22 protein-coding genes and 1 tRNA gene are annotated in these 21,782 nt (G+C 35.4%); 20 read left to right on the top strand and 3 right to left on the bottom strand.

Going from position 1 to position 21,782, the window contains the following annotated elements:
- Positions 1–45 precede the first annotated feature (45 nt).
- A complete protein-coding gene (locus OZX56_RS06480; protein ID WP_277139331.1) occupies positions 46–624 on the top strand; it encodes a hypothetical protein in 579 nt (192 codons plus the stop codon).
- A 192-nt stretch (positions 625–816) separates the two neighbouring features.
- On the top strand, positions 817–2,589 hold the full coding sequence (locus tag OZX56_RS06475; RefSeq protein ID WP_277139330.1) for a DNA/RNA helicase domain-containing protein: 1,773 nt from the start codon (positions 817–819) through the stop codon (positions 2,587–2,589).
- An 87-nt stretch (positions 2,590–2,676) separates the two neighbouring features.
- Here the strand turns inward: OZX56_RS06475 and OZX56_RS06470 are convergent, their stop codons facing one another.
- Positions 2,677–2,847, bottom strand: coding sequence for a hypothetical protein (locus tag OZX56_RS06470; protein ID WP_277140364.1), 171 nt, complete (start codon positions 2,845–2,847; stop codon positions 2,677–2,679).
- A gap of 164 nt (positions 2,848–3,011) precedes the next feature.
- On the opposite strand from OZX56_RS06470, the gene OZX56_RS06465 reads away from it, so the two are divergent.
- Together OZX56_RS06465 and OZX56_RS06460 are read left to right on the top strand one after the other, a co-directional pair.
- On the top strand, positions 3,012–3,725 hold the full coding sequence (locus OZX56_RS06465) for a hypothetical protein (RefSeq protein ID WP_277139329.1): 714 nt from the start codon (positions 3,012–3,014) through the stop codon (positions 3,723–3,725).
- 18 nt (positions 3,726–3,743) lie between these two features.
- The gene (locus tag OZX56_RS06460; protein ID WP_277139328.1) at positions 3,744–4,277 is read left to right on the top strand and encodes a GNAT family N-acetyltransferase; all 534 of its coding nucleotides are present in this window, start codon (positions 3,744–3,746) and stop codon (positions 4,275–4,277) included.
- A gap of 37 nt (positions 4,278–4,314) precedes the next feature.
- On the opposite strand, the gene OZX56_RS06455 is transcribed toward OZX56_RS06460, so the two are convergent.
- Both OZX56_RS06455 and OZX56_RS06450 read right to left on the bottom strand, forming a co-directional pair.
- Positions 4,315–4,686 (bottom strand): SIS domain-containing protein, encoded by a 372-nt coding sequence (locus OZX56_RS06455; protein WP_277126066.1) that lies wholly within the window; start codon positions 4,684–4,686, stop codon positions 4,315–4,317.
- A 120-nt stretch (positions 4,687–4,806) separates the two neighbouring features.
- Positions 4,807–5,985, bottom strand: a complete 1,179-nt coding sequence (locus tag OZX56_RS06450; protein ID WP_277127017.1) for a hypothetical protein — start codon at positions 5,983–5,985, stop codon at positions 4,807–4,809.
- Between the two features lie 185 nt (positions 5,986–6,170).
- Here OZX56_RS06450 and OZX56_RS06445 point away from each other — a divergent pair, with 185 nt between their 5' ends.
- The 16 genes from OZX56_RS06445 to OZX56_RS06370 all read left to right on the top strand — a co-directional run bounded on the left by OZX56_RS06445 (position 6,171) and on the right by OZX56_RS06370 (position 21,504).
- Positions 6,171–7,370: an amidohydrolase family protein gene (locus tag OZX56_RS06445; RefSeq protein ID WP_277126067.1), complete on the top strand. Its 1,200-nt coding sequence runs from the start codon at positions 6,171–6,173 to the stop codon at positions 7,368–7,370.
- A 15-nt stretch (positions 7,371–7,385) separates the two neighbouring features.
- Positions 7,386–8,570, top strand: coding sequence for an amidohydrolase family protein (locus tag OZX56_RS06440; RefSeq protein WP_277139327.1), 1,185 nt, complete (start codon positions 7,386–7,388; stop codon positions 8,568–8,570).
- A 337-nt stretch (positions 8,571–8,907) separates the two neighbouring features.
- Positions 8,908–10,092: an amidohydrolase family protein gene (locus OZX56_RS06435; protein WP_277139326.1), complete on the top strand. Its 1,185-nt coding sequence runs from the start codon at positions 8,908–8,910 to the stop codon at positions 10,090–10,092.
- Positions 10,093–10,182: 90 nt separating this feature from the next.
- A complete protein-coding gene (locus OZX56_RS06430; protein ID WP_277139325.1) occupies positions 10,183–11,181 on the top strand; it encodes a D-2-hydroxyacid dehydrogenase in 999 nt (332 codons plus the stop codon).
- A 150-nt stretch (positions 11,182–11,331) separates the two neighbouring features.
- Positions 11,332–12,996 (top strand): IS1182 family transposase, encoded by a 1,665-nt coding sequence (locus tag OZX56_RS06425; protein ID WP_277139294.1) that lies wholly within the window; start codon positions 11,332–11,334, stop codon positions 12,994–12,996.
- Positions 12,997–13,108: 112 nt separating this feature from the next.
- Positions 13,109–13,819, top strand: coding sequence for a GH25 family lysozyme (locus OZX56_RS06420; protein ID WP_277139324.1), 711 nt, complete (start codon positions 13,109–13,111; stop codon positions 13,817–13,819).
- The gene (locus tag OZX56_RS06415; protein WP_277140363.1) at positions 13,816–15,039 is read left to right on the top strand and encodes a DEAD/DEAH box helicase; all 1,224 of its coding nucleotides are present in this window, start codon (positions 13,816–13,818) and stop codon (positions 15,037–15,039) included. The genes OZX56_RS06420 and OZX56_RS06415 overlap by 4 nt, the downstream gene beginning before the upstream one ends.
- Entirely contained in the window at positions 15,036–16,364 is a 1,329-nt protein-coding gene (locus tag OZX56_RS06410; RefSeq protein ID WP_277139323.1) for a PTS transporter subunit EIIC, read from the top strand. The genes OZX56_RS06415 and OZX56_RS06410 overlap by 4 nt, the downstream gene beginning before the upstream one ends.
- Before the next feature lie 59 nt (positions 16,365–16,423).
- A tRNA-Arg gene (locus OZX56_RS06405) sits at positions 16,424–16,496 on the top strand.
- A 135-nt stretch (positions 16,497–16,631) separates the two neighbouring features.
- Positions 16,632–17,102: a hypothetical protein gene (locus tag OZX56_RS06400; RefSeq protein ID WP_277139322.1), complete on the top strand. Its 471-nt coding sequence runs from the start codon at positions 16,632–16,634 to the stop codon at positions 17,100–17,102.
- Between the two features lie 2 nt (positions 17,103–17,104).
- Positions 17,105–17,815 (top strand): GntR family transcriptional regulator, encoded by a 711-nt coding sequence (locus OZX56_RS06395; protein WP_277126143.1) that lies wholly within the window; start codon positions 17,105–17,107, stop codon positions 17,813–17,815.
- Between the two features lie 133 nt (positions 17,816–17,948).
- Positions 17,949–18,380 (top strand): PTS sugar transporter subunit IIA, encoded by a 432-nt coding sequence (locus OZX56_RS06390; RefSeq protein ID WP_277139321.1) that lies wholly within the window; start codon positions 17,949–17,951, stop codon positions 18,378–18,380.
- 9 nt (positions 18,381–18,389) lie between these two features.
- Positions 18,390–18,872, top strand: coding sequence for a PTS sugar transporter subunit IIB (locus tag OZX56_RS06385; protein ID WP_277139320.1), 483 nt, complete (start codon positions 18,390–18,392; stop codon positions 18,870–18,872).
- 2 nt (positions 18,873–18,874) lie between these two features.
- Positions 18,875–19,666 (top strand): PTS sugar transporter subunit IIC, encoded by a 792-nt coding sequence (locus OZX56_RS06380; RefSeq protein ID WP_277139319.1) that lies wholly within the window; start codon positions 18,875–18,877, stop codon positions 19,664–19,666.
- Positions 19,656–20,486 (top strand): PTS system mannose/fructose/sorbose family transporter subunit IID, encoded by an 831-nt coding sequence (locus tag OZX56_RS06375; protein ID WP_277139318.1) that lies wholly within the window; start codon positions 19,656–19,658, stop codon positions 20,484–20,486. Before OZX56_RS06380 ends, OZX56_RS06375 begins: the two co-directional genes overlap by 11 nt.
- A gap of 13 nt (positions 20,487–20,499) precedes the next feature.
- Positions 20,500–21,504 (top strand): SIS domain-containing protein, encoded by a 1,005-nt coding sequence (locus OZX56_RS06370; protein ID WP_277139317.1) that lies wholly within the window; start codon positions 20,500–20,502, stop codon positions 21,502–21,504.
- The last annotated feature ends 278 nt before the right edge of the window (positions 21,505–21,782 follow it).

The following is a 21,782-nucleotide window of genomic DNA, read 5'->3' as shown; positions in this document are numbered from 1 at the left end:
TAAGTATAGCGTTCGGGGTAATTAACAAAATGGAGAAATTCTATCATGATTATATATGCGACTAAGCAAACTTTTGAGCGCTACAAAATAGTAGAGCCACAAAATTTATCAGATCCAATTAAACGAGAGCTCGCTGAACAAACAGTTCAACAGGAAGCAACTGATTCATTGCCTGAATGGGGTGCCAAAATTTTTTATTTTGATAGGCGCAAATGTTTGCAATTATCTAATTTTGCTAGCAAGTTTACGTTATTTCTATTTGATATTAAACTAGCTGATATGGATGATTTGGGTAGTTTCATTGTTACCTATTTATTGAGACTCTATGATGGCGATACCAAAATGCTTGCTGCACTTCATAAAATGTTTGAAGCAAGTCCAGTAGTTGTTTTTGATAGACTTAAAAATCGGAATGTTATTGCAACTTTAAATTTTGCTCAACGTGAAGTAGTTGATGAAAAGTATGATCTTTATGACTTTTTTGAAGGGAATGTTTTGAATACCTTAAAAATAAATCGTTTTGTTAATTTTAGACGATTAGTTACCATTAAGCTTAATGACAAGCGAAAATATATCTATCCTGGTGAAAGGTTCAGAGAATTATTGGTGGAAAGATATAGATAAGTAAAGGTGATTATGTATGAGTGACCATTTGGAAGTAGCAATGGATTAACCTTTATGTATACTTAACTTGACGAATTAAAGAAACTTTTTAATAATTAGGAGTGTATTTATCATTATGATCATATTTTTAGTTATTACTATTAAACTGTGATCAAGGGCTCTTATAAATGTATTGCTAAATGAGGAATATTAATGCTAAATTCAAATATTGAAGATCCAATTGTTTTTGATACAAAGTATAATATTGAAACTGCAATGAAATTAGAAAATATAATACATACTAATTATAAAAATAATAAAAAAGCAGAAGATTTACTAACAGAATTTCCTACAGTTTATGTAATAAATGCAAGAAATTCGCACAATACTTTTTCAGTTTATGTTGGTGAAACAAATGATATTCAAAGAAGAACTATAGAACATCTTGGGGAAGATCCAGAAATACGGGAAGATTTTGATGATTTCAGAGAGTCAAAAAATGCTCAAATTTTTGTAATTGGACAAGAACATTTTAATAAATCGATAACATTAGACATTGAAAATAGGTTAATGCAGTATTTGAGTGGTGTACCGACTGTTACTAAATTGACTAATAGGCGCTTTAATGAACAAAATAAATATTATGATTCTGACGAATTTGACGAATTATTTGATAAAATTTGGTCAAAGTTAAATAAAAAGTCTCCTAGTTTATTTCCAGATCGCAATGAATTAAAAAACAAAGCAATTTTTAAAGCTTCACCTTTTAATAAGCTGACCATTGAGCAGCAACGAGTTAAGGAAAAGGTAATTGTCAAAATTGATCGAGCTTTACAAAAAAATAATAAGGATAATCAAGCAAAGTTAATCTTGATTGAGGGTAATGCAGGATCAGGGAAAACTGTTTTGGTAAGTAATATTTTTTATGACCTAATTCATGAAAATAGATTAGCAAATAAAAAATTTAAGATTTCTATTATAGTTAATCAAGATGAACAATTAAAAGTATACGAAGAGATAGTGAACAAGCTTTTTCCAAAAGAATTTAACATTAGAGTTTTGAAACCAGCCACATTTATCAACTCTACTACTATAAAAGGGAAAGATGATATAGTTATAGTTGATGAAGCACATTTATTACTGACACAAAATAGTCAAGCATATTATGGTCATGGTAAGCGAATGATTGAGGATATTTTAAAAAGAGCTAAAGTGGTATTAGCAGTCTTTGATCCTGGTCAAATTTTGTCGATAGATTCAATTATTGATGAAAATTATATGTCTGACTTAGTCGATAAAACTGATGGAGAAACTTTAGTTTTAGAGAATCAAATGAGAATCGATGCAAGTGAAGCAACAATAGATTGGATTCGCTCCTTAATAGACAAAGATCAGATTTTACCTATACCAAAAGATAACAAATATGAAATAAAAATATTTGATGATCCAGCGAAAATGCAACAAGAAATTACAACTATAAATCAAACTCAGTTTAATGGCATAAGCAGGATGGTAGCAACTTTTGACTGGCAATATTCTGGAGGCAAAGCTAAGCTTCCTGTCGGTCAAGAATACTGGCAAGTCTCAGAAGGTAATTGGAAAATGCCTTGGAATCATGAAATTAAGAGACGTGATGCATATGAAAAGAAGCATCGTAATAAGTTAGTAAAATATTCTGATCTTCCATGGGCTGAAAAAGATTATACTATTGGAGAAATAGGATCGCTTTATACAGTACAAGGATTTGATTTAAATTATGTTGGTGTTGTTTTAGGGCCATCCGTTAAATACCGTAATGGAAAAATAGTTCATGATCCTCTTGAAAGCCAAAATAAAAAGGCAACTAATAAGTTACATTCAAGTCAAAGTTATGCTGAAAAATTGTTAAGAAATGAATTTAACGTTTTAATGACTAGAGGAGTTCATGGTTTGTACATTTATGCAGTTGATCCTGAATTACGGACTGCTTTAAAAAATTGTAAATAATGTTTTAATAAAAAGCGATAACTATATTTTGTTATGAATTGTAGTTATCGCTTTGTGTTTTATTAATAAATATAACTAAGGTTACGCTTAACAAGTAATAACCTTAGTTTTTTTTCTTAATTCTGCTAATTGTTCAGATTCTTCTTTATCAGTAATTAGAGCCGTGATTTTTTGCCAATCACAAATATTATAAAGACTTTTCTTATTGAATTTTGATTTATCGCCAAGGATATAACTTTTTTCAGCAACATTTGAAATGTTTTAATTGTAGGATTTTAGAATGAACTTTGAATGTTAAGTTCATTCTAAAATCTATCAAAAAGTTCTTTTTAATAAAGACTTAAAGCCATTGCTCAGTATGATTCTGCATGTTATTCTAAAACTGATACTAACGATTTTAGTGGACATGAAGGAAAAAAAGTATGAAGCAAAAGCATAATCTATATGAATTTAAAGCGACTTTAAAAGGTAGTAAAACTAAAATTTGGCGCCGTTATAAAATTGATGGTCAACACGACATGGTTTATTTAGTAGATGCTACAATGGCATTATTTAAGATGTTTCCTGGAGTGCATCTTTATGCCTTAACTTATGTGCGTAGCAGTATTATTCAAACAGAATTGCGTAGATTAAAACGAGGAGCTATTCAAGAACAAAAAGCTCTAGCAGAAATGATAATGTTGGCATTACCAACTTTTGATACTAAGTATTTAATGCCATGTGATACTGAGGAAAATTTGCTTGAAGCTGATTTGGCGCCAGATGACTTTACTCCAGGGTCTGTTAAACTGCAAGATAGTGGTCTTAAAAAAGATGCTGAATTATTACTAAAGTATGATTTTGGTGATGACTGGGAAGTATCGATTAAGGTTGAAAAAGTTGAAGCAATTGCTAATACAGATATGTTACCAACTGAGATTATCAAGGGCAAAGGCTATGGCATTATTGAAGATATTGGTGGTACTTGGGGATTGAATGATTATCAAGAATCATACGAACAAGGACAAGTTGATCCAGATATAATTGATTTTTTAGGTGGTGAAGAAGTTGATTTAACTGAATTTAATCTCGAAGACGCAATAGCAGATGTCAAAGATATTGCTGATAATCAAATTTATCGTCTAGATTTTGAATAGTTAAAGGAGAAATTTATTTTGCAACTTAGAGAAGTTAAGTGGGGTAAGCCGGAATATCATGATTTTAAGCAGCTCTATTTAACGGCTTTTCCGGGATGGGAGCGATTTCCAGTTATAGCTTTGACAATGATGGCTTGGCATAAGAATGTTCATTATATGGCACTTTATGATCAAAATAAATTTTGTGGGTTGGCCTATTATGTTGAAGGAGAAACGGTTATTTATTTGACCTATTTGGCAATTAATGACCAATTGCGCGGTCAGGGATATGGCACTAAAATATTAACTTTTCTGAAAAACGAATTTGCTAGTAAAGAAATTATTCTAGATATTGAGCCAGTAGTTGCAGAAGCTGAAAATTACCAGCAGCGTCTTAGTCGCTTGCGTTTTTATGAGCGCAATGGCTTTAAGCAGACTCAGTATGATTTAGTAGAAAAACGTGGGCATACCCAGGTAATGTCGACTAGTAGTGAGTTTGATCCTGTGATTATGACCAGAATTTTGCGACAGATGAGTTTTGGCTTATATCGTTTTACAGTTGAGCATAGATAATTAAAGCACATGCGTTGGCATGTGCTTTTTGTGTGGTCTAAATTTCTTTTTTCATGATTTCTCGTAGAACATTCTCTTTTAATTTCTTACTATCAATCTTGGTATATTTTTCGTAGCCACGTGCCAAAACATCACAGAGATAAAGTTGAGAAATTTGTCCAGCCACCGAACCAATACTAGTGAATTCGCTAACTGCAGTTTGCAATTTGGTGTTGGCAAGTTCAGAAACTGGTGAACTTAAATCATTGGAAATGGTAATAATCTTGGCACCATTTTTTTTGGCTAACTTTAGAGAATCATATAAGTCCTTGGTATGACCCGAAAGGGATATGCCAACCACAACGTCATCGTTACTTAAAAGTGAACTGATTTGTATTTTGATGTGTGGGTCAGTCTCGGCTATAATCAATTTTTCTATTAATCAGTCTTTGAAATCAAATAAAACAGTAAATATCTTTTATTCATACCCCGAAAATAAAAAACAACTTTTCATTTCTGCGTGAAAAGTTGTTTTTATTTATTTGAATTTTTATAGTAACTTCAAGAAAACGGAAGCAATAATGACTGAGGCAACTGATACTGTGGCAAAGCCACCAACTAGCATCTTCGGCAACATTTGATCAAGCAGAACTGCTTCTTCATCTTTATCCTTAGCTACGTTATGGCAAATTTCGGTAGTTAAAATATAATCTGCTGGAAATCCGAATAAGGCAGTCAGTGAACATGCAAAGGCCATTTCAGGGCTCATCTTGAATGGTTTTGCCAAAATTGCGGAAGCCAAAAACATCCCTAAAATTCCTAAGAACATTAAAACTACGATTTGTAAGAAAACTTTACCGATGATTTGCGGTGTCGTGACGCTTAATTGCGAGAAGATATAAGCCAATAAGCCGTACATCAACCATTGATAAACGTTAGCCTTGTTTAATGCACTGTCTTCTAAAAAGCCGAGTTGGTGAGCAATAACTCCGAAGATTAGACAAACTACGTTGGCATTTAAGTCAAAGTGAAGAACTTTCAATAAAAAGGCAGAAAACGCATTGGCTAGCAATGCTACTAGACCGACTTTTACGAGAATAAAAGATGCAGTATGGTATTCTTCTGGTAATTTTGACTTTTTAGTAAGTTCTGTTTCTTCTTCTTGGCTAGTTGATACACTCAGGTTGCCTTTTTGGTATTCACCAGCAACACGTCGTCCTTCACGCTTAAGCATCCAAGCGGTTAACGGATAGCCAACTACTGAGTGCATAACGAACATGGCAATTGGCAAGGCAACTAAACCGGTAATCCCAGCTGCTTTAAGACCATTAGTCATTAGCAGTGCAGAAACTAAACCACCAGTTAGCGGTGGAACGGCAGCGATGACCGTGTGCCAATCAAAAATTTTACTACCGATTGTTAGAGTTAGCAGAATGGTTCCAGCAACTCCTAATAGTGAAATACAGACTGCTTTCCATTGCTGAATTAATTGCTTTAAATTCATTAAAGTTCCTAAGTGAACCAATAATAACGAAATACAAATGTTAGCAAAGTCTGGCCCAAAGGAAGCTTTAGCAACGATATCTTTGGGTAAAAACGTCCAATAGCCAACGGCAAAGAGGACGGCGGTAATAAAAACTGATGGTACGTATGCATTAGTAATGGAAGATACCCATTCACCTATCATTAGAAAAAGCATAACTGCTGTAAAAGCTAGTACGGCATACAACGCTGGACTCATAATGTCACCCCTAAATTAAAATAAAATTATAATATGTAAAAATTGTATGCTTACGATTATAAGAGAACTTTTCGGATTAATCAATAACTTTTTTAATTTAATCTTGTAAAAAAGTAAAGCTAACCTTAAAATAAAATTACTAAATTAATTTTTGATCTAAAAAAGGAGGAAATATGGCTACCTTATTTTCTAATTGTAATTTATTTGATGCTGAGACGGCTAAGATGCAGGATAATGCGTGGTTATTGGTAGATGATCAGGGGCTTATTCAGGCTAGTGGCACGGGTCCAGCGCCTGCGGCCGAGCAAACAGTTGATTTGCATGGACAATACATAGTTCCAGGGTTAATTAATGCGCATACTCACATCACAATGGATCCAATGAATAATCGAACGGCATTTGTTAGTGAAACCGAGGCTACGGTAAATGCTTTAAAGAATTTGCAAACTTTACTTAAAAATGGAGTAACTACGATTCGTGATTGTGGTGCATTTTCTGGCGCTGATGTGAAGCTGATGAAGTTAATGCAACAAGGTAAAGTCCTGGGTCCAGAAATTGTTCCGTCAGGCCGACCAATGAGCATTACTGGTGGTCACGGTGATTTTCCAGAAGGTGAAGATGGTGACACAATTTGGGGACATTTGACCAATTCAGCCAGTGATATGCGCCAGGCAGTGCGTGAAGAGTTTAAGCATGGGGCGAAAAATATTAAGGTCATGGCAACTGGTGGCGTGATGTCGCCAACTGACCGCGTTGATGATACTGAACTGAGCGCTGAGGAATTAAATACGGCCGTTGAAGAAGCTCATTCCAAACATATGACTGTGGCTTCTCATGCACAAGGAAATCGCGGAATTCAACTGTCAATTGAGGCAGGGGTTGATTCAATCGAACACGGAATCTTTATCGATGAGCAGCAAGCTGCCTATATGAAAGACCATAATATTTGCTTGGTTCCAACCCTTAATGCACCACAATGTATTGCTGATGCACCAGAAGGAGTTTTACCAGACTATATGCGTAATAAAAACGCGGAAATCAAGGAACTATTCTTTAATAATGTTGGTATGGCTATCAAGCACGGTGTGCGAGTGGTCGTTGGTACAGATGCCGGTACGCCATTTAATCGCTTTGATAACGGTACGACTACCGAGATGAAGTTGCTGGTAGAAGTTGGCGCAACTCCGCTCCAGGCATTACTGGGTGCAACCAAGTATGCGGCAGAATTGCTGCAGGTTGATGAACATTGCGGCACTTTGACTAAAGGCAAGCAAGCTAACTTTTTGGTTTTATCGGCTAATCCATTAGTTGATGTTGCGGCACTTGAGCAAGTTGATAAACAGGTTTACCAGGCAGGAAAATTAATTAAATAATTTAGGAGAATTTACATGACTAAAACAGTTTATACTAACGTTAATCTTTATGACGGTGAACGTGAAACAGTCCAGGAAAACAGTTATTTGCTAGTTGATGACACAACTGGCAAGATTACAGCAATTGGTACTGGGAGTGCGCCAGCAGCTGATCAAACAGTTGACCTAGCTAATAAGTACGTGATGCCAGGTCTAATCAACTGCCACGATCATATGATTATGGATTCTAATGATCCAACTGGTGGTACGGCAACAGACGTTGTGAAAACTACTGTCAATTCAGTTAAGAACCTGCATACTTTGCTGAAGTCAGGTGTAACTTATGTTCGCGAATGTGGTAGCACTTATGATATTGATATTTCAATTAGTGAAATGATTGCTGATGGCAAGATTGATAAGGTGCCAGAAGTAATGCCATCAGGTCGCCCATATTCAATGACTGGTGGTCACGGAGATATGCCTAATTTTGGTCATTTAGTTGATTCTCCGGATGAAATGCGTAAAGCAGTGCGGCAAGGAATGAAAAAGGGTGCCAAAGCAATCAAAGTTATGGCAACTGGTGGTGTGATGACCAAGAACGATTTTATGACTGATCCACAACTCAGTGTTGCCGAAATTCACGCTGCTGTTGAAGAAGCACATCATAAAAATCTGATTGTGGCTGCACATGCCGAAGGTAATCCTGGGATTATGAATGCAATCAAGGCTGGTGTTGATAGTATCGAACACGGTTTTTATGTTAATGATGAAGAAATTGACTTAATGCTGAAGCAGGGCACTTACTTAACACCAACGGTGGTCGCTGATTGGGCCTTTCCAACTTATGCCAAGGGTAAAGTGCCAGAATGGGAAATCAAAAAAGCAGCTGATGCATTGGATGATCTACGTAAAAATATTACGCATGCTAAAGAACGTGGCGTTAAGATTACTTTGGGAACAGATGCTGGTACACCATTTAATGATTTCTCGATGACGCCGGTTGAACTACAATTGCTGGTTGAACAAGGGTTTACTAATTATGAGGCACTTAGAACTAGTGTTAATTCAGCTAAGTTGATGAAGATTGACGATGAATATGGCACTCTAGCAGCAGGTAAATATGCCGATTTCTTAGTTTTAAATGAAAATCCGCTGGCTGATGTACATGCGGTTGCACAAGAAGATAAGGCAGTTTATAAAAAGGGTAAACGTGCATATTAAGTTGACAAGCTTAAATTATGATGATAGATTGTCTGTATAATTAAATATTATATATTTCAAAAAAGCAGAGTAGTTGTTTAGATTTATCTTTAAAGAGAGCTGGCAAGTTGGTGAAAGCTGGTAGGTAATGAGCAATGAAGATGGGCTTTTGGTTGATGACTGCTAGTGATATTCAGCTAGTAGCGGAGTTGTATCCGTTATCATTACAAGCTATTGTTTGATAGCTAATGAGGCTTATTATGTGAGTAATAAGTGAATTTAAAGGTGGTAACACGAGCACTCGTCCTTAGATTGGGATGAGTGTTTTTTTATTGGAAATTTTTGGAGGTATTACAAAATGAGTCAAACCGTTTTTATTAACGCTAATCTGTTTGTTGGTGATCAAGATAATTTACAATCAGATAGTTATATATTGATCAATGATGAAACTGGTAAAATTGAAGAAGTGGGCACAGCTAGACCACCTAAAGCTGACAAGACGGTAGATTTGAGTAATAAATATGTGATGCCTGGATTAATTAATTGTCATACCCATATTATTAACGATCCGCTAACTGCCGATGGTGATTCAAAAGCAAGTGCAGTTGTCGCAACCGTGCGAGCTGTCGATCATTTGCATGATTTATTACGTTCAGGTGTAACTTATATTCGTGAATGTGGCAGTACTTTTGAGATTGACATTGAACTTAATGAATTAATTAAAGCCGGTAAATTGACTAGAGTTCCGGAAATCTTGCCATCAGGACACCCATTTTCGATGACTGGAGGCCATGGAGATGGTCCTAACTTTGGTATTTTAGTTGATTCTCCAGATGAAATGCGTAAAGCAGTGCGTCAAGAAATTAAGAAGGGTGCCAGAGCTATCAAAGTTATGGCCACAGGCGGCGTGATGACTGAAAATGATGCCTTAGACCAGCCTCAACTCAGTGAAGCAGAAATTCGAGTAGCTGTGGAAGAAGCGCACCATAAGGGCTACGTGGTCGCAGCGCATGCTGAAGGTAATCCCGGCATTATGAACGCCATTAAAGCTGGAGTTGACAGTATTGAACACGGTTTTTACGTCAATGATGAAGAAATTGATTTAATGCTTGAAAAAGGGACTTATTTAACACCAACAGTTGTCGGTGCTTGGGCATTTATGGAATATGCACCCGGAAAAATTCCAGATTGGGAAATGGCTAAAATTTCGGCAGCTTGGAAAGATTTAAGGGGTAATATTACTAAAGCCAAAAATGCTGGTGTACCAATTACCTTAGGAACAGACGCTGGTACGCCATTTAATGACTTCACGATGACTCCACAAGAATTGCCGTTACTAGTTGAGCAAGGATTTACTAATTTTGAGGCTTTGCAGACCAGTTTGAATTGTGCCAAGTTGATGAAGATTGACGATGAATACGGCACTCTGGCAGCAGGTAAGTATGCAGATTTCTTAGTTTTAGATGAAAATCCATTGGCTGATATTCATGCTGTCGTACAAGTAGATAAAGCAGTTTATAAAAAGGGCAAACGGGCATATTAAATTGGCGATAGCACAAATAAATCTTTCATATTATATTAATTTAAGTTAAAATGCTAATTAAGTAATTTAACTTAAAGGAGGATTTATTTAATGAAAGCTTTACTATATAATATTACGCCAGAACAGATGCCTCACGTGCAAAACTGGCGTAAACATCATCCAGATGACGAAATCGAAACTACTGAAGATATTCTTGATGCGCAAACAGTCACTCAGGCACAAGGCTTTGATGTTGCTAGTGTCATGCAAGTAGTGGATATTGCTGATGAAGCTGTATATCAAAAACTTGCTGACTATGGCATTAAGCATTTGGCGTTGCGTTCAGTTGGTTATAATATTGTTAATTGGGAATATGTGCATAAATACCATATGCTTATTACTACGACGCCAGCTTATTCACCACGGGCAATTGCCGAAAATGCGCTGACTTCAGCAATGTTTTTATTACGAAACTGGGGTCAAATTTTCCAGAATGAGCAAAAGCTTAATTTTGTTCGTGAACCAAATTTGATGAGTGATGAGATTTATAATCAAACAGTTGGTATTATTGGTGTAGGCAGAATCGGTAGTGCTGTAGCGGAGATGTTCCATGCGCTAGGAGCCAAAGTCATCGCCTATGACGTGGTTGAAAATGCTGCTAATGAAGCTTTTGTCGAATATACCGATTTTGATACTGTAATTAAAGAGGCCGATATTTTGACCTTGCACACACCGCTTGATCCAGGGATGGAAAACATGATTAGCTCTGAACAATTCAAGCAGATGAAGAACTCTGCCTTGGTCATTAACCAAGCTCGTGGTCCCTTAATTAACACGGTAGATTTGATTGACGCGCTAAAGCAAGGAGAGATTGCTGGTGCAGCGCTAGATGTGTTGACTGAAGAAAATGAATTTTTTGAGAAGCAATTTACTGATATGTCTGAATTGCCTGAAACTTATCAAGAGCTAGCTAAGATGCCCAATGTAGTAATTACACCGCATTCAGCCTACTATACTAAGACCTCAGTTAAAAACATGATTGAACATAGTTTGATTGATATGAAACGAGTTTATGAGGGTAAAAAGCCAGTCTATCCAGTTAATCTGTAATTACAATTTTAAAGTGTCTGGGAAAAAACTAGACCCTTAAAAGCAAAAAATCCGTTAGAATCTTTGCGTTCTAGCGGATTTTTCATATACATTCTAGCCTAACCTTGTTATTATTAAATTACTACAAAAAACAAAAAAGGTGGGCTTTTCATGTATCAAAATTATATCACAGGTCAAACTGCTTTAACACTCAACTTTGACTTTTCTATTCCTAAAAATCATCTTGCTCAGGTTATCAGTGATTTTGTCGACTCGATTCCTGCCGATGTGTTGCTGGAAGACAATTCAAATACTGGTCGGCCTGCCTATCACCCAGCAATGATGCTCAAAATACTACTCTTTGCCTATTCTAGACGCGTTTTCTCTGGTAGAAAAATTGAGCGGATGCTCACAGAAAACCTCCCGATGATGGTCATAGCTGGTGGTAAACATATTTCATATCATACGATCAATAACTTTAGAGCTAGTAGCCATACCAATCAGCTGATTAAACAAGCTTTTGTCTATTTTACTAATCTTTTGCAAGCAGAAGGGTTGCTTAGAGAAGATGCTATCTTTATTGATGGGACTAAAATTGAAGCTGATGCTAACAAGTATACTTTCGTTTGGAAAAGAGCTGTCGAAAAGTTTCATACTAAGTTAAAGGCTAATGCAGTTGAGCTTTATGATGAATTAATTCAAAAAGAAGTAATCCAAGCGATTACTGAAGAAGAAGCACAAACTAGTCAGGGTCTGGCAATCATGGCAGAACAAACAGAAACTGTCATCAAGCAACTAGATGAAGCAATCGCGGCTGAGCCGAAAGTAATTCCTGGAGGTTCAACTAAAAAACGCCAAAGGCGAGGCCTTAAAAGAGTCTTGCATAAGTTGCGTCAGGATTTTATCCCCAGAGCAGAAAAGTATGAACAGGCGCAAGCAACTTTTGGTGAGCGTAATAGCTACTCAAAGACCGATCATGATGCCACTTTTATGCATATGAAAGAAGATCATATGAGGAATGGTCAGCTTAAACCCGGATATAATATTCAAGTGGCAACTACCAACCAATATGTAGTAGATTATGCACTTTACCCTAATCCAACAGACTTCAAGACTTTAGAACCTTTCTTAAAGCAAATGACAAATTTAGACAAGTTCCAGAACATCGTTGCCGATGCCGGCTATGGCAGCGAATATAATTATTCTATGCTTGAAAATGAGTATGAAGATAAACAATATTTTATTCCTTACAGCCTTTACGATAAGGAGCAGACTAGAAAGTATCAAAATGATCCCACCAAGCTGGCGAATTGGACTTATAATGAGCAAGAAGATTATTACCTTGACTGGCAAGGTGTGCGTTTTAATTTCAAACGGTATGGTAAGCGGAGGAATAAGAGTACGGGGTTAATCTCTGATCTAAAAATATATGAAGCAGATGAGTTTCAGTTAACAGCTGAATTAACTGAGCTAGCCAAAACTAAAAGCGGACGCCAAAGGCAGGTGCAATACAACCCCAATTGGCAATATTTAAAGGCAAAAGCTAAACAAACTCTTCAAAGTAGCGAAGGCAAACTGATCTATAGCTATAGAAAAACGGACGTAGAGCCAGTCTTTGGACATATGAAGAACGTTTTTGGTGTGCGCAGAACACACTTGCGAGGGAAGAAAAAGGTCGAAACCGATGTAGGCTTGATGTTCATGATGATGAATTTGAGCAAATATTGGAGTAGAAGAGGTGGCGGAAAACTTCTTTTACAGGAAATAAGCAATAAAAAACAGATCAAGATTTTCTTATTACGAAAACTTGGTCTGTTTTTAAGTCTGAAGAGTTAATTTTTCCCAGACACTTTTTAGTTGAATTATCTAAAATCTCCCTTTTCGCTTATAATTAAATTACTGGTATAATTAATCAGTCTAGCTTAAAAATTAATATTGGGGGTTAGCAATGAAGAGATTTCATCATAAATTTACGCTGCCGGCGATTTTGATTTTGTTGGTAATTACGATAGGGCTGCTTCTGATTAGTTTGACTAATTATAAAAAACAAACTACGTTGCCAGCCAATTCTACTGCCAGCGCAATTGGCGTTGAATTAAATCAAGACTTTGGCTATCTTGATCTGCACCAACTGCAATCCAACGGCATTTCCTTTGTCTATTTGCGTAGTACCCAGGGCAGATCATATTTTGATGATGATTACTTAGTTTATCGCGATCAGATTTTGGCAACTAAATTGGCTTTTGGTACGGTCGTTGCATATAGTAATGAATCAACTCCATTGCAGCATTATCGTTATTTTATGAAAAAGGTCGGTGCGAATACTGGTAGTTTGCCGATTTTGATTGAACCAGCTGTTAGCGAGCGCAATCCGCGTTATTTACAGCAGATGGGCCAGTTTTGTCAAATGCTTATGCAGCAAGGAAAATCGGTAATGGTCGATTTAGAAGTTAAATATCAAAAGTACTTTCCTGATAATATTAAATTTATGGCAGATAGTCCCAAAGCACCCAGTAGATTACAGTATGCGTTTTGGCTTTATACTAATAATGGCCATGTCAAAAATGTTGCGGGACTAGAAGAAGGTGGTGTAACTATGATTACTTATAATGGCACAGTTACCCAATATAAACAGAAATATGGACAATTAACACAATAATGAAACAAGAAATTCAAACAATTTTAACTAAGTTAGGTTATCAAGAACCAACTTTAATTCAAAAACAGACATATCAAGCGATTCTAAATGGCAATAGTTGCGTTGGCTTAGCCAAAACTGGGACTGGAAAAACCTTAGCGTATGCGGTGCCAGCTATAGAAAAGACGTTAAAGGGCCAACCAAATAGTTTAATTATCATTGCACCGACAACAGAATTGGCAGTGCAAATTAGTCATGCAATTAATCCAATTGTAAATGCTTTAGATTTAAAGGCTATCAGTCTAGTGGGAGCTGGTAATCGTCAGCGACAAGAGCAGAAGCTAAAAAAGCAACATCCGGAAGTAGTGGTTGCTACACCAGGTCGCTTTTTTGATTTCTTTTCTAGTAATCGCATTAAAGTTAGCCAGATTAAGACTCTAATTATTGACGAGGCTGATGATATTTTAGAGTTTAGTAAACAAGAATTGCTGAGTTCATTAGGACAAAATCTTGCTACTGATAGTCAAATTTTATTATTCGGTGCAACAGAGTCCGAAATCACGCAGGAAGCTGAAACAATTTTTGCACGTAAATTTAGAGTAATTGATGTACGGGATGAGCAACCGACAACTTTTGAACATTATTTTTTGCAAATTGATAATGCACATAAGATTGATTTTGTGCAACGGCTTAGCCGACTTGATCATTTTAAGGGAATTTTGTTTTTTGATTCTAATCAGACGATGATGCGTTTTGCTGGTATTTTTGCTCATACTAAAACTAAATTTTCTTTGCTGGCTAATGAATTTAGTAAACAAAAAAGAGCTCAGGCTTTGCAAGATTTTCAGTCTGGTAAGATTAATTTGTTGTTAGCAACTGATTTAGCTGCACGCGGACTTGATATTGCGGACGTAACCTATGTAGTTAATTATGATTTGCCAAATGAGCAAAATACTTATTTACACCGTGCTGGTCGTACAGGACGGATGGGAGCACACGGTTACGTGGTTACGTTAGGCGATGATCACGACTTACGTGATCTAAAAAAATTATTACCTGATCTAGAAATTGAACGGGTGTATTTTGCTGGGAATAAGTTAACTACCAAGTTGCCTAAGTCTAAATCCGTGGTACCTGAACTGAAGGCACCAACTACTAGTAAAAAGCCTAAACATAAGAAACGGCATAATAAAAATAAGGGCTATCATCCACATTACTTAAAGCAGAAGGAGCAAAAATGAGTCGCTTAGTAGATTGGCTTGAGGATTACGTATTACCGTTAGCAAGTAAACTAGGACAGACACGCTGGCTGGTTTCGTTGCGGGATGCTTTTGTTTCGGTAATGCCGATTACCATTGCTGGATCAGTTGCCTTGCTGGTTAAGAGTTTGATTGCAGCAGCAAAAACTAATCTAGGCTGGAAAACTTTTGCGTGGGCCATGCAGCCACTGGTTTTAATTAGTGACGTAGTTTGGCGGGGCACTTTTGCTTTATTTGCGTTATTTTTAGCCTTGTCTTTAGGTTATCATTTAGCTAAAAATTTTGAGGTAGATCCAATAACTGGTGCAATTGTATCGGTTTCTTCTTTAGCAATGAGCATTGCTAATTTTACGCAAATTACTATTGCTGGACAAAATATTTCTGTTCGGCATGCCTTTGACACTAAGCAGCTTTCAACCACCGGAATTTTTACAGCAATTTTATTTGGTTCGATTGGCGTAGGATTGTTTGTTATATGTTATAAGGCGCGACTTAAAATTCGGTTATCAGCTAATTTGCCTGAAGCACAACAAAGAGCCTTTGATTCACTATTACCAGCGTTAATTGCTATCTTTGGCGTGGGAGCAATTAATTTTATTTTTCAATTTACCACAGGAACGTATTTTGGTAATTGGTTACTTAATTCGATTCAGTTGCCATTGGTAAAAATGGGTCAGGGGTTTGGTATGGTAATGCTAGTTACCTTTTTGATTCAAGTTTTTTGGTTTTTTGGAATCAATGGTCTAAGTGTTTTAGCACCAATTTTGGATTCAATTTGGTTAACTGCCCAGAATGTGAATATTACAGCTGTTTGTGGTGGTAATCCTGCTCCATTATTGTGGGTAAGGGGATCATTTGATGTTTTCGCCTGGTTTGGCGGTGCCGGTGGAACGTTAATGCTTATCGTAGCAATTTTACTTTTTTCTAAGCGAAGTGATTATCGTACAATTGCTAAGGTGGCTTTGGCTCCTGGTGTGTTTAATATTAATGAACCAATTGTTTTAGGATTACCAGTTGTCTTAAATCCTGTTTATTTTATTCCATTTATTGTTGCACCAATGGTTAATGTGGCTTTTTCCTACTGGGTAACCATGATGGGATTGGTAAATCCTGTCCAAGCGGCAATTCCAACCATTATTCCGCCAATTATTGGACCATTTTTAGCTTGTAATTATGACTGGAGAGCAATTGTTTTAAGCGTGATTAATATGCTAATTGCTTTGGCAATTTGGACACCATTTGTTTTAGCCGCGGATAAAATTGCGGATGCCAATAGTCCAAGACCATATTTCACTAGACAATATTAATTACTAAAAAGATTGGCTTTTATGCTATAAATTTGGTAAAGTAAACTTCTAGGTGTTCCGGCCCTGTAGTTCATCTGGATAGAACAATGGTCTCCTAAACCGTAGAGGTGAGTTCGAATCTCACCGGGGTCATTAATATGATATGTAGATAAGTATAAAAATCATCTATACTAGGTAGGTATGGATGATTTTTTGATTGCTTCATGTTTTTAAATAGTGTATTTTATATAAATATATAACTAATTATTTAAATAGGAAATATAATATATGAGATTTATTAATTTAAAGGAATATCATACGCCACTGTCACAAAAAAATACTGATAATGTTGTACTTGAATTAGTCTCTGATGAAACTATAGCAAATTCTAATTTTTATTCGACTATTTTTCAGAAGAAAATTACTAATTTTAGATCACGGATTTATGTTTTAAAAGAGAATTTTGAACCTATTCAATTAGTAAAATCAATAATACCTAATGATATGATAGAACATTGTGATCAATTGGCTGTAGAAAAAGACTTAGAAGCGGAAATAGACAAAGTCTTTTTAGCAGATAATATAAGTGAAAAAATAATGTTAACTTGGGCATCTGCTCAAGAAATGAAGTTATTATCTAAAACGTCTGATTTTTGTCAAATTCTAGTTCGTAGTTTAAAAATAAAAAACAGTCAAAAAGAAATAATTAGGTATGAAGAGGAATGTTTCATGCCTGAGCATTTTATTTTAAGGAAATAAGCATGAGTAAATTTCTTTATGAAGAAGCTAAAACTAAAATATTAGATTTAATAATTAAAAACGAAGTTGCACCAAATACTCGTATTTGGAATGAACGGATACTTTCACAAAGGTTAGGTTATAGCCGTTCAACAATTAAGCGGGCAATTAATTCGTTGGTTAGTGACAATGTATTAGAAAAGCGTCCTGGTTCGGGAACGTATTTAAAAGGAGCTAAATTAAATAATTCATTGGCTATTGGTGATAGTTCACCGAATTCATTTACACAAATTACTAGAATAAATCAAAAAACTGTCTCTAATCAAGTTGAATCTTTTAAGATGGTCTATCAGGATCCAACTAAAGAGAATTTATTTGCACCACAAACTGAATTTTATGAGTTAATTCGAACTAGAAAAGCCAATAATAAAATAGTTGCATTGCAAAAATCATATTTTCCCTTTAGACAATTTTCTGATGCGCATAGATATGATTTTGGTAAATTATCTTTATATGATTATATGGAATCTAAAAAACTTAAACCACATCATTTTAAAACGACTATTAAAGCTGAATTTGATAATGATATTGCAAGTAGAATGAACTTAGTTAAGGAGAAATATTTATTATTGTTTGAATACTTAGGCTACACAAGAGAAGATGAATTAGTAGAGTATACTTTATCTTGGTATGATCCTAATGTAGTTAATTTTGAAATGAAAATCAGGTATTAAAATTATAATTGGTTCGCTTATTGGTTCGCTTTTAAGAGCTATTTGAAAAAATGGCTCTTTTTTTGTTGCCTGTAAGCGATTGCTGTATTACTCTAATTGATAGTTAAAAGTTGTCGAAAGGAAAGGAAAATTAATGGAAATTGTGTTAGCTAGCCATTCTAATTTGGCTAAAGGAATGTATGATTCTGTTACTCTAATTATGGGGAAACAGCAGAACTTGCATTACATCACCGCCTATGTGGATGATAGTGTAGATTTTAAGAACCAATTAGTTGAAGAAATAGAACCAATTAAGGACCAGAAAATAGTTTTTGTGACGGATATTATTGGTGGTTCAGTCAATAATAACGTTATAGATCTGACGTCTCAGAATGAAAGCTATTTCTTAATATCTGGTATGAATTTACCATTGATATTGGAATTAATTACTAAGATCTCTAGTATTAAGGATTCAGATTCTGCAAATGAAATTGAAGAAAATCTTCAGCAAGTAGTTGAGCTTGGTTCGTCTGGTATCAAATTAATTAAAGTTGATAATAGCTTTACTGAAGAAGAAAGTTTTTAGGTGTGAATTATGATTGTAATGACAAGAATTGATTATCGTTTATTGCATGGTCAGGTAGCATTTGCTTGGACCAATAATCTGTCAGCTAATGCTATTTTAATGGCAAATGATGTGGTGGCAAAAGATACTTTTCGGAAGAAAACATTTATGATGGCTAAGCCAGATAATGCAAAATTAATCTTTAAATCAATTGAAGATTCTGCAGCTGCTATTAAAAGTGGTGTGACGGATAAATATCGTGTGTTTATTGTAGTAGAAAACGTTGCTGATGCTTATAAATTAACTAAATTAGTACCTGAAGTAAAATTAATCGATCTTGGATTATCGTCTAAAAAAGATGATTCAGTTAATATAGCTAAGTCAGTCTATGTTACACAAAGTGAAATCGATCAGTTAACTGAACTAGAGAATTCAGGAGTTCGTGTAGTGGTTCAACAAGCTCCAGCAGATAAAGACGTTGAATTTCATAACTTGATTGAGAAGAAGGAGTAATTATGGCCTTACAAATTATAGGGATATTTGTAATATCACTGTTTGCCAATATGCAAGACTTTTTGGGCTCTTCGTTTATTGGACGACCAATAGTTACAGGTTGTTTAATTGGTTTGGTTTTTGGTGATATTACTGAAGGACTAAAAATGGGTGCAACTCTGGAACTAGCCTTTTTGGGACTAATGGGCGTTGGTGCGACAGTGCCACCTGATGAAATAATTGGTGGTATTTTAGCGACTGCATTAGCATTAAAGAACGGATATGGTGTCAATGTCGCCTTAACATTAGTATTACCAATTGCTACTTTGGGATTACTAGTTAAGAATTTACTATATGTAGTTATCTTTCCAGCAATGGCTCACAAGGCTGATAAATATGCAAGTAATGGTGATGCTACTCGTGCAGGGAATATGCACTTGTGGGCATCAGGTATACGGGTTCTGTTAATGGCAATTGTCACAACTGTTTCTTTTGCAGTTGGTAGTCAATTTGTTGGTGCGTTTATTAAGTTTATTCCTAAGGCATTGATTGATGGAATCACTATTACTACAGAAATTTTACCAGCAGTTGGATTTGCTATGTTAATTAATATGTCATTTTCAAAAAAGGTTGCACCATTTTTCTTTCTTGGATTTGTTTGTGCAGCATATATGAAATTGGACATGGTTGCAGTGTCGATTATTGGCGCGATTATGGCCGGTATTATGTATTTAATTATGGAAGAGATTAAGAAGAATACTGCTTCAGTGTCGAATAGTCCAAGTACTGGGGAGGTACAAGAAGATGACTTCTAGTAATAATGAAAATCCTAAAAAATTAACTAAAAAAGATTTACGTGGTATCTTTTGGCGCAGTATGCCTATGGAGGCTTCTTTTAATTATGAGCGAATGATGAGTATGGGATTTGCCTATACGATGACGGGCATTATTAATAAGCTATATAAGAGTAAAGAAGAGCGTAAGGCCGCAATTTCTCGTCATTTGGAATTCTTTAACTGTACATCGGCTACTTCGCCATTTATTGCGGGTGTTTTAGCTTCGATGGAAGAAAAAAATGCTTCTGATCCAGAATTTGATCCATCTGCGATTAACTCAATGAAGACAGGATTAATGGGTCCCTTATCTGGGATAGGTGATTCTGTTTTTTGGGGTAGTCTAAGGATTATTGCCAGTGGAATTGGTGTTTCATTGGCGCAAAAAGGTAATGTTCTAGGACCTATTTTGTTCATATTACTCTATAATGTTCCTAATTTATTAGTACGTTACTATGGAACTATGTGGGGCTATAAATTAGGAACTACATTCCTTGACAAAATGTCTGACGGCTTAATGAATACAATTACATATGTTATCAATATTTTAGGAAATACCGTAATTGGGGCAATGGTAGCTTCAATGGTAGTCATTAAAATACCGCTTGCAATTGGTGGTGGGAAAAATCCAGAAACAATTCAAAGTATGTTAGATTCAATTATGCCAGATATGTTGCCATTAGCTCTGACCTTTTTTATTGCTTGGTTGCTAAAGAAAAAGCATGTAAAGATGATGTGGATTTTGTTAGCCATTCTTGTTGTTAGCGTCTTAGGTTCATTTATGGGCTTCTTAAAGCCCTAGTTAAGGAGAAATAATGTATTTTAATAGAACAGAATTTATTAATAATTATGATCAAGCAGTTGATCAATTAGATTATGTGGCTCAAGTTTCGACCGAAATTAAAAAGTTAGAAATTAAGAAGATCTTTTTTACAGGTTGTGGAGGTGCTTTTACTAAATTTGTTGATTTACGACCAACTATGTTCAAGCAATTAAATATTCCATTTACTATTGTTAGTCCTGAAGAATTAGTTGACGTATATTTGACAGACTTAGATGAGCATACATTAGTTGTTTCTGGAACAAAGACTGGTACAACAACTGAACTCCTTAAATCGCTGAATACTATTAAGGATAAATCTCCTAAAACAATTCAATTAGGTTTTATTGGTGATGCTAATAGTGAATTGGAAAAAATGGGAATTTTAGACTATCAATTTAATTCAGTTGATACTGATGCAAATTTAATTGAACTTGGATGGTTTTTAGAAGTATATAGTGGCGCAGCTCAAGTCCAAGATACTGTTGTAGCTCAAAAGCAATTAAGTGATTTGTCACAACATTTAGCTGATAAGATTGAAGCTCTAGTTCCTAAAAGTGTTAAAAAAGTTAACGAGACAGATTTATCAGAAATGCAAATGTGGGTTTCTTCTGGTTACGCATGGGGCGAAGCTTGTTGTTTTGCAAACTATATATCTGAGGAAATTGAACGCATCAAGTCCCAATCAGTTCATGCAGGTGAATATTTCCATGGTCCTTTTGAAATCACTGATCAAAATCAATGTGTAAATGTAGTGGTTAATAGTGGTACAACACGCGATATAGATTTACGTGTAGTTGATTTTGCTAAGAAATTTGCTAAGGATTGCTTTGTAATTGATCTAAAAGATTTTGAATTAACAGATTTAGCTGATAATTTAAAGTCATTCGTAGAACCATATGTGTTAAATCATTATTTTGATGTATTATTAAATATCTATGCAACTAGGACAGGGCGAACTTCAGCTACTCGGCGTTACTATCGATTAATGAACTATTAATATAAATCTTTAAATACGTGATTCTATTAGAACCGCGTATTTTTTGTTTACATCCCAAGAGGGTCATGCATTATCTTGATTACTAATAAACCACAAATACCAAAGCTAATGAGTGCGCACAAAAACAAAATGCGTCTACTCTTTTTAGTAAGTTGGTTATCAAAGCTGTAAACTAAACAAAAACTAGCGATGATAATTAGCAAGCCAGTGATTAATAATAAGTTGGAATTTTGTCTCATTTTGGTGCACTTTCTTTGTATTTACTATAATTAAAGCAT

Source organism: Lactobacillus sp. ESL0684, assembly GCF_029392675.1.
GTDB lineage: Bacteria > Bacillota > Bacilli > Lactobacillales > Lactobacillaceae > Lactobacillus.
Note: the sequence above shows the minus strand (reverse complement) of the source record. Positions and strands in the feature narration are given on the sequence as shown.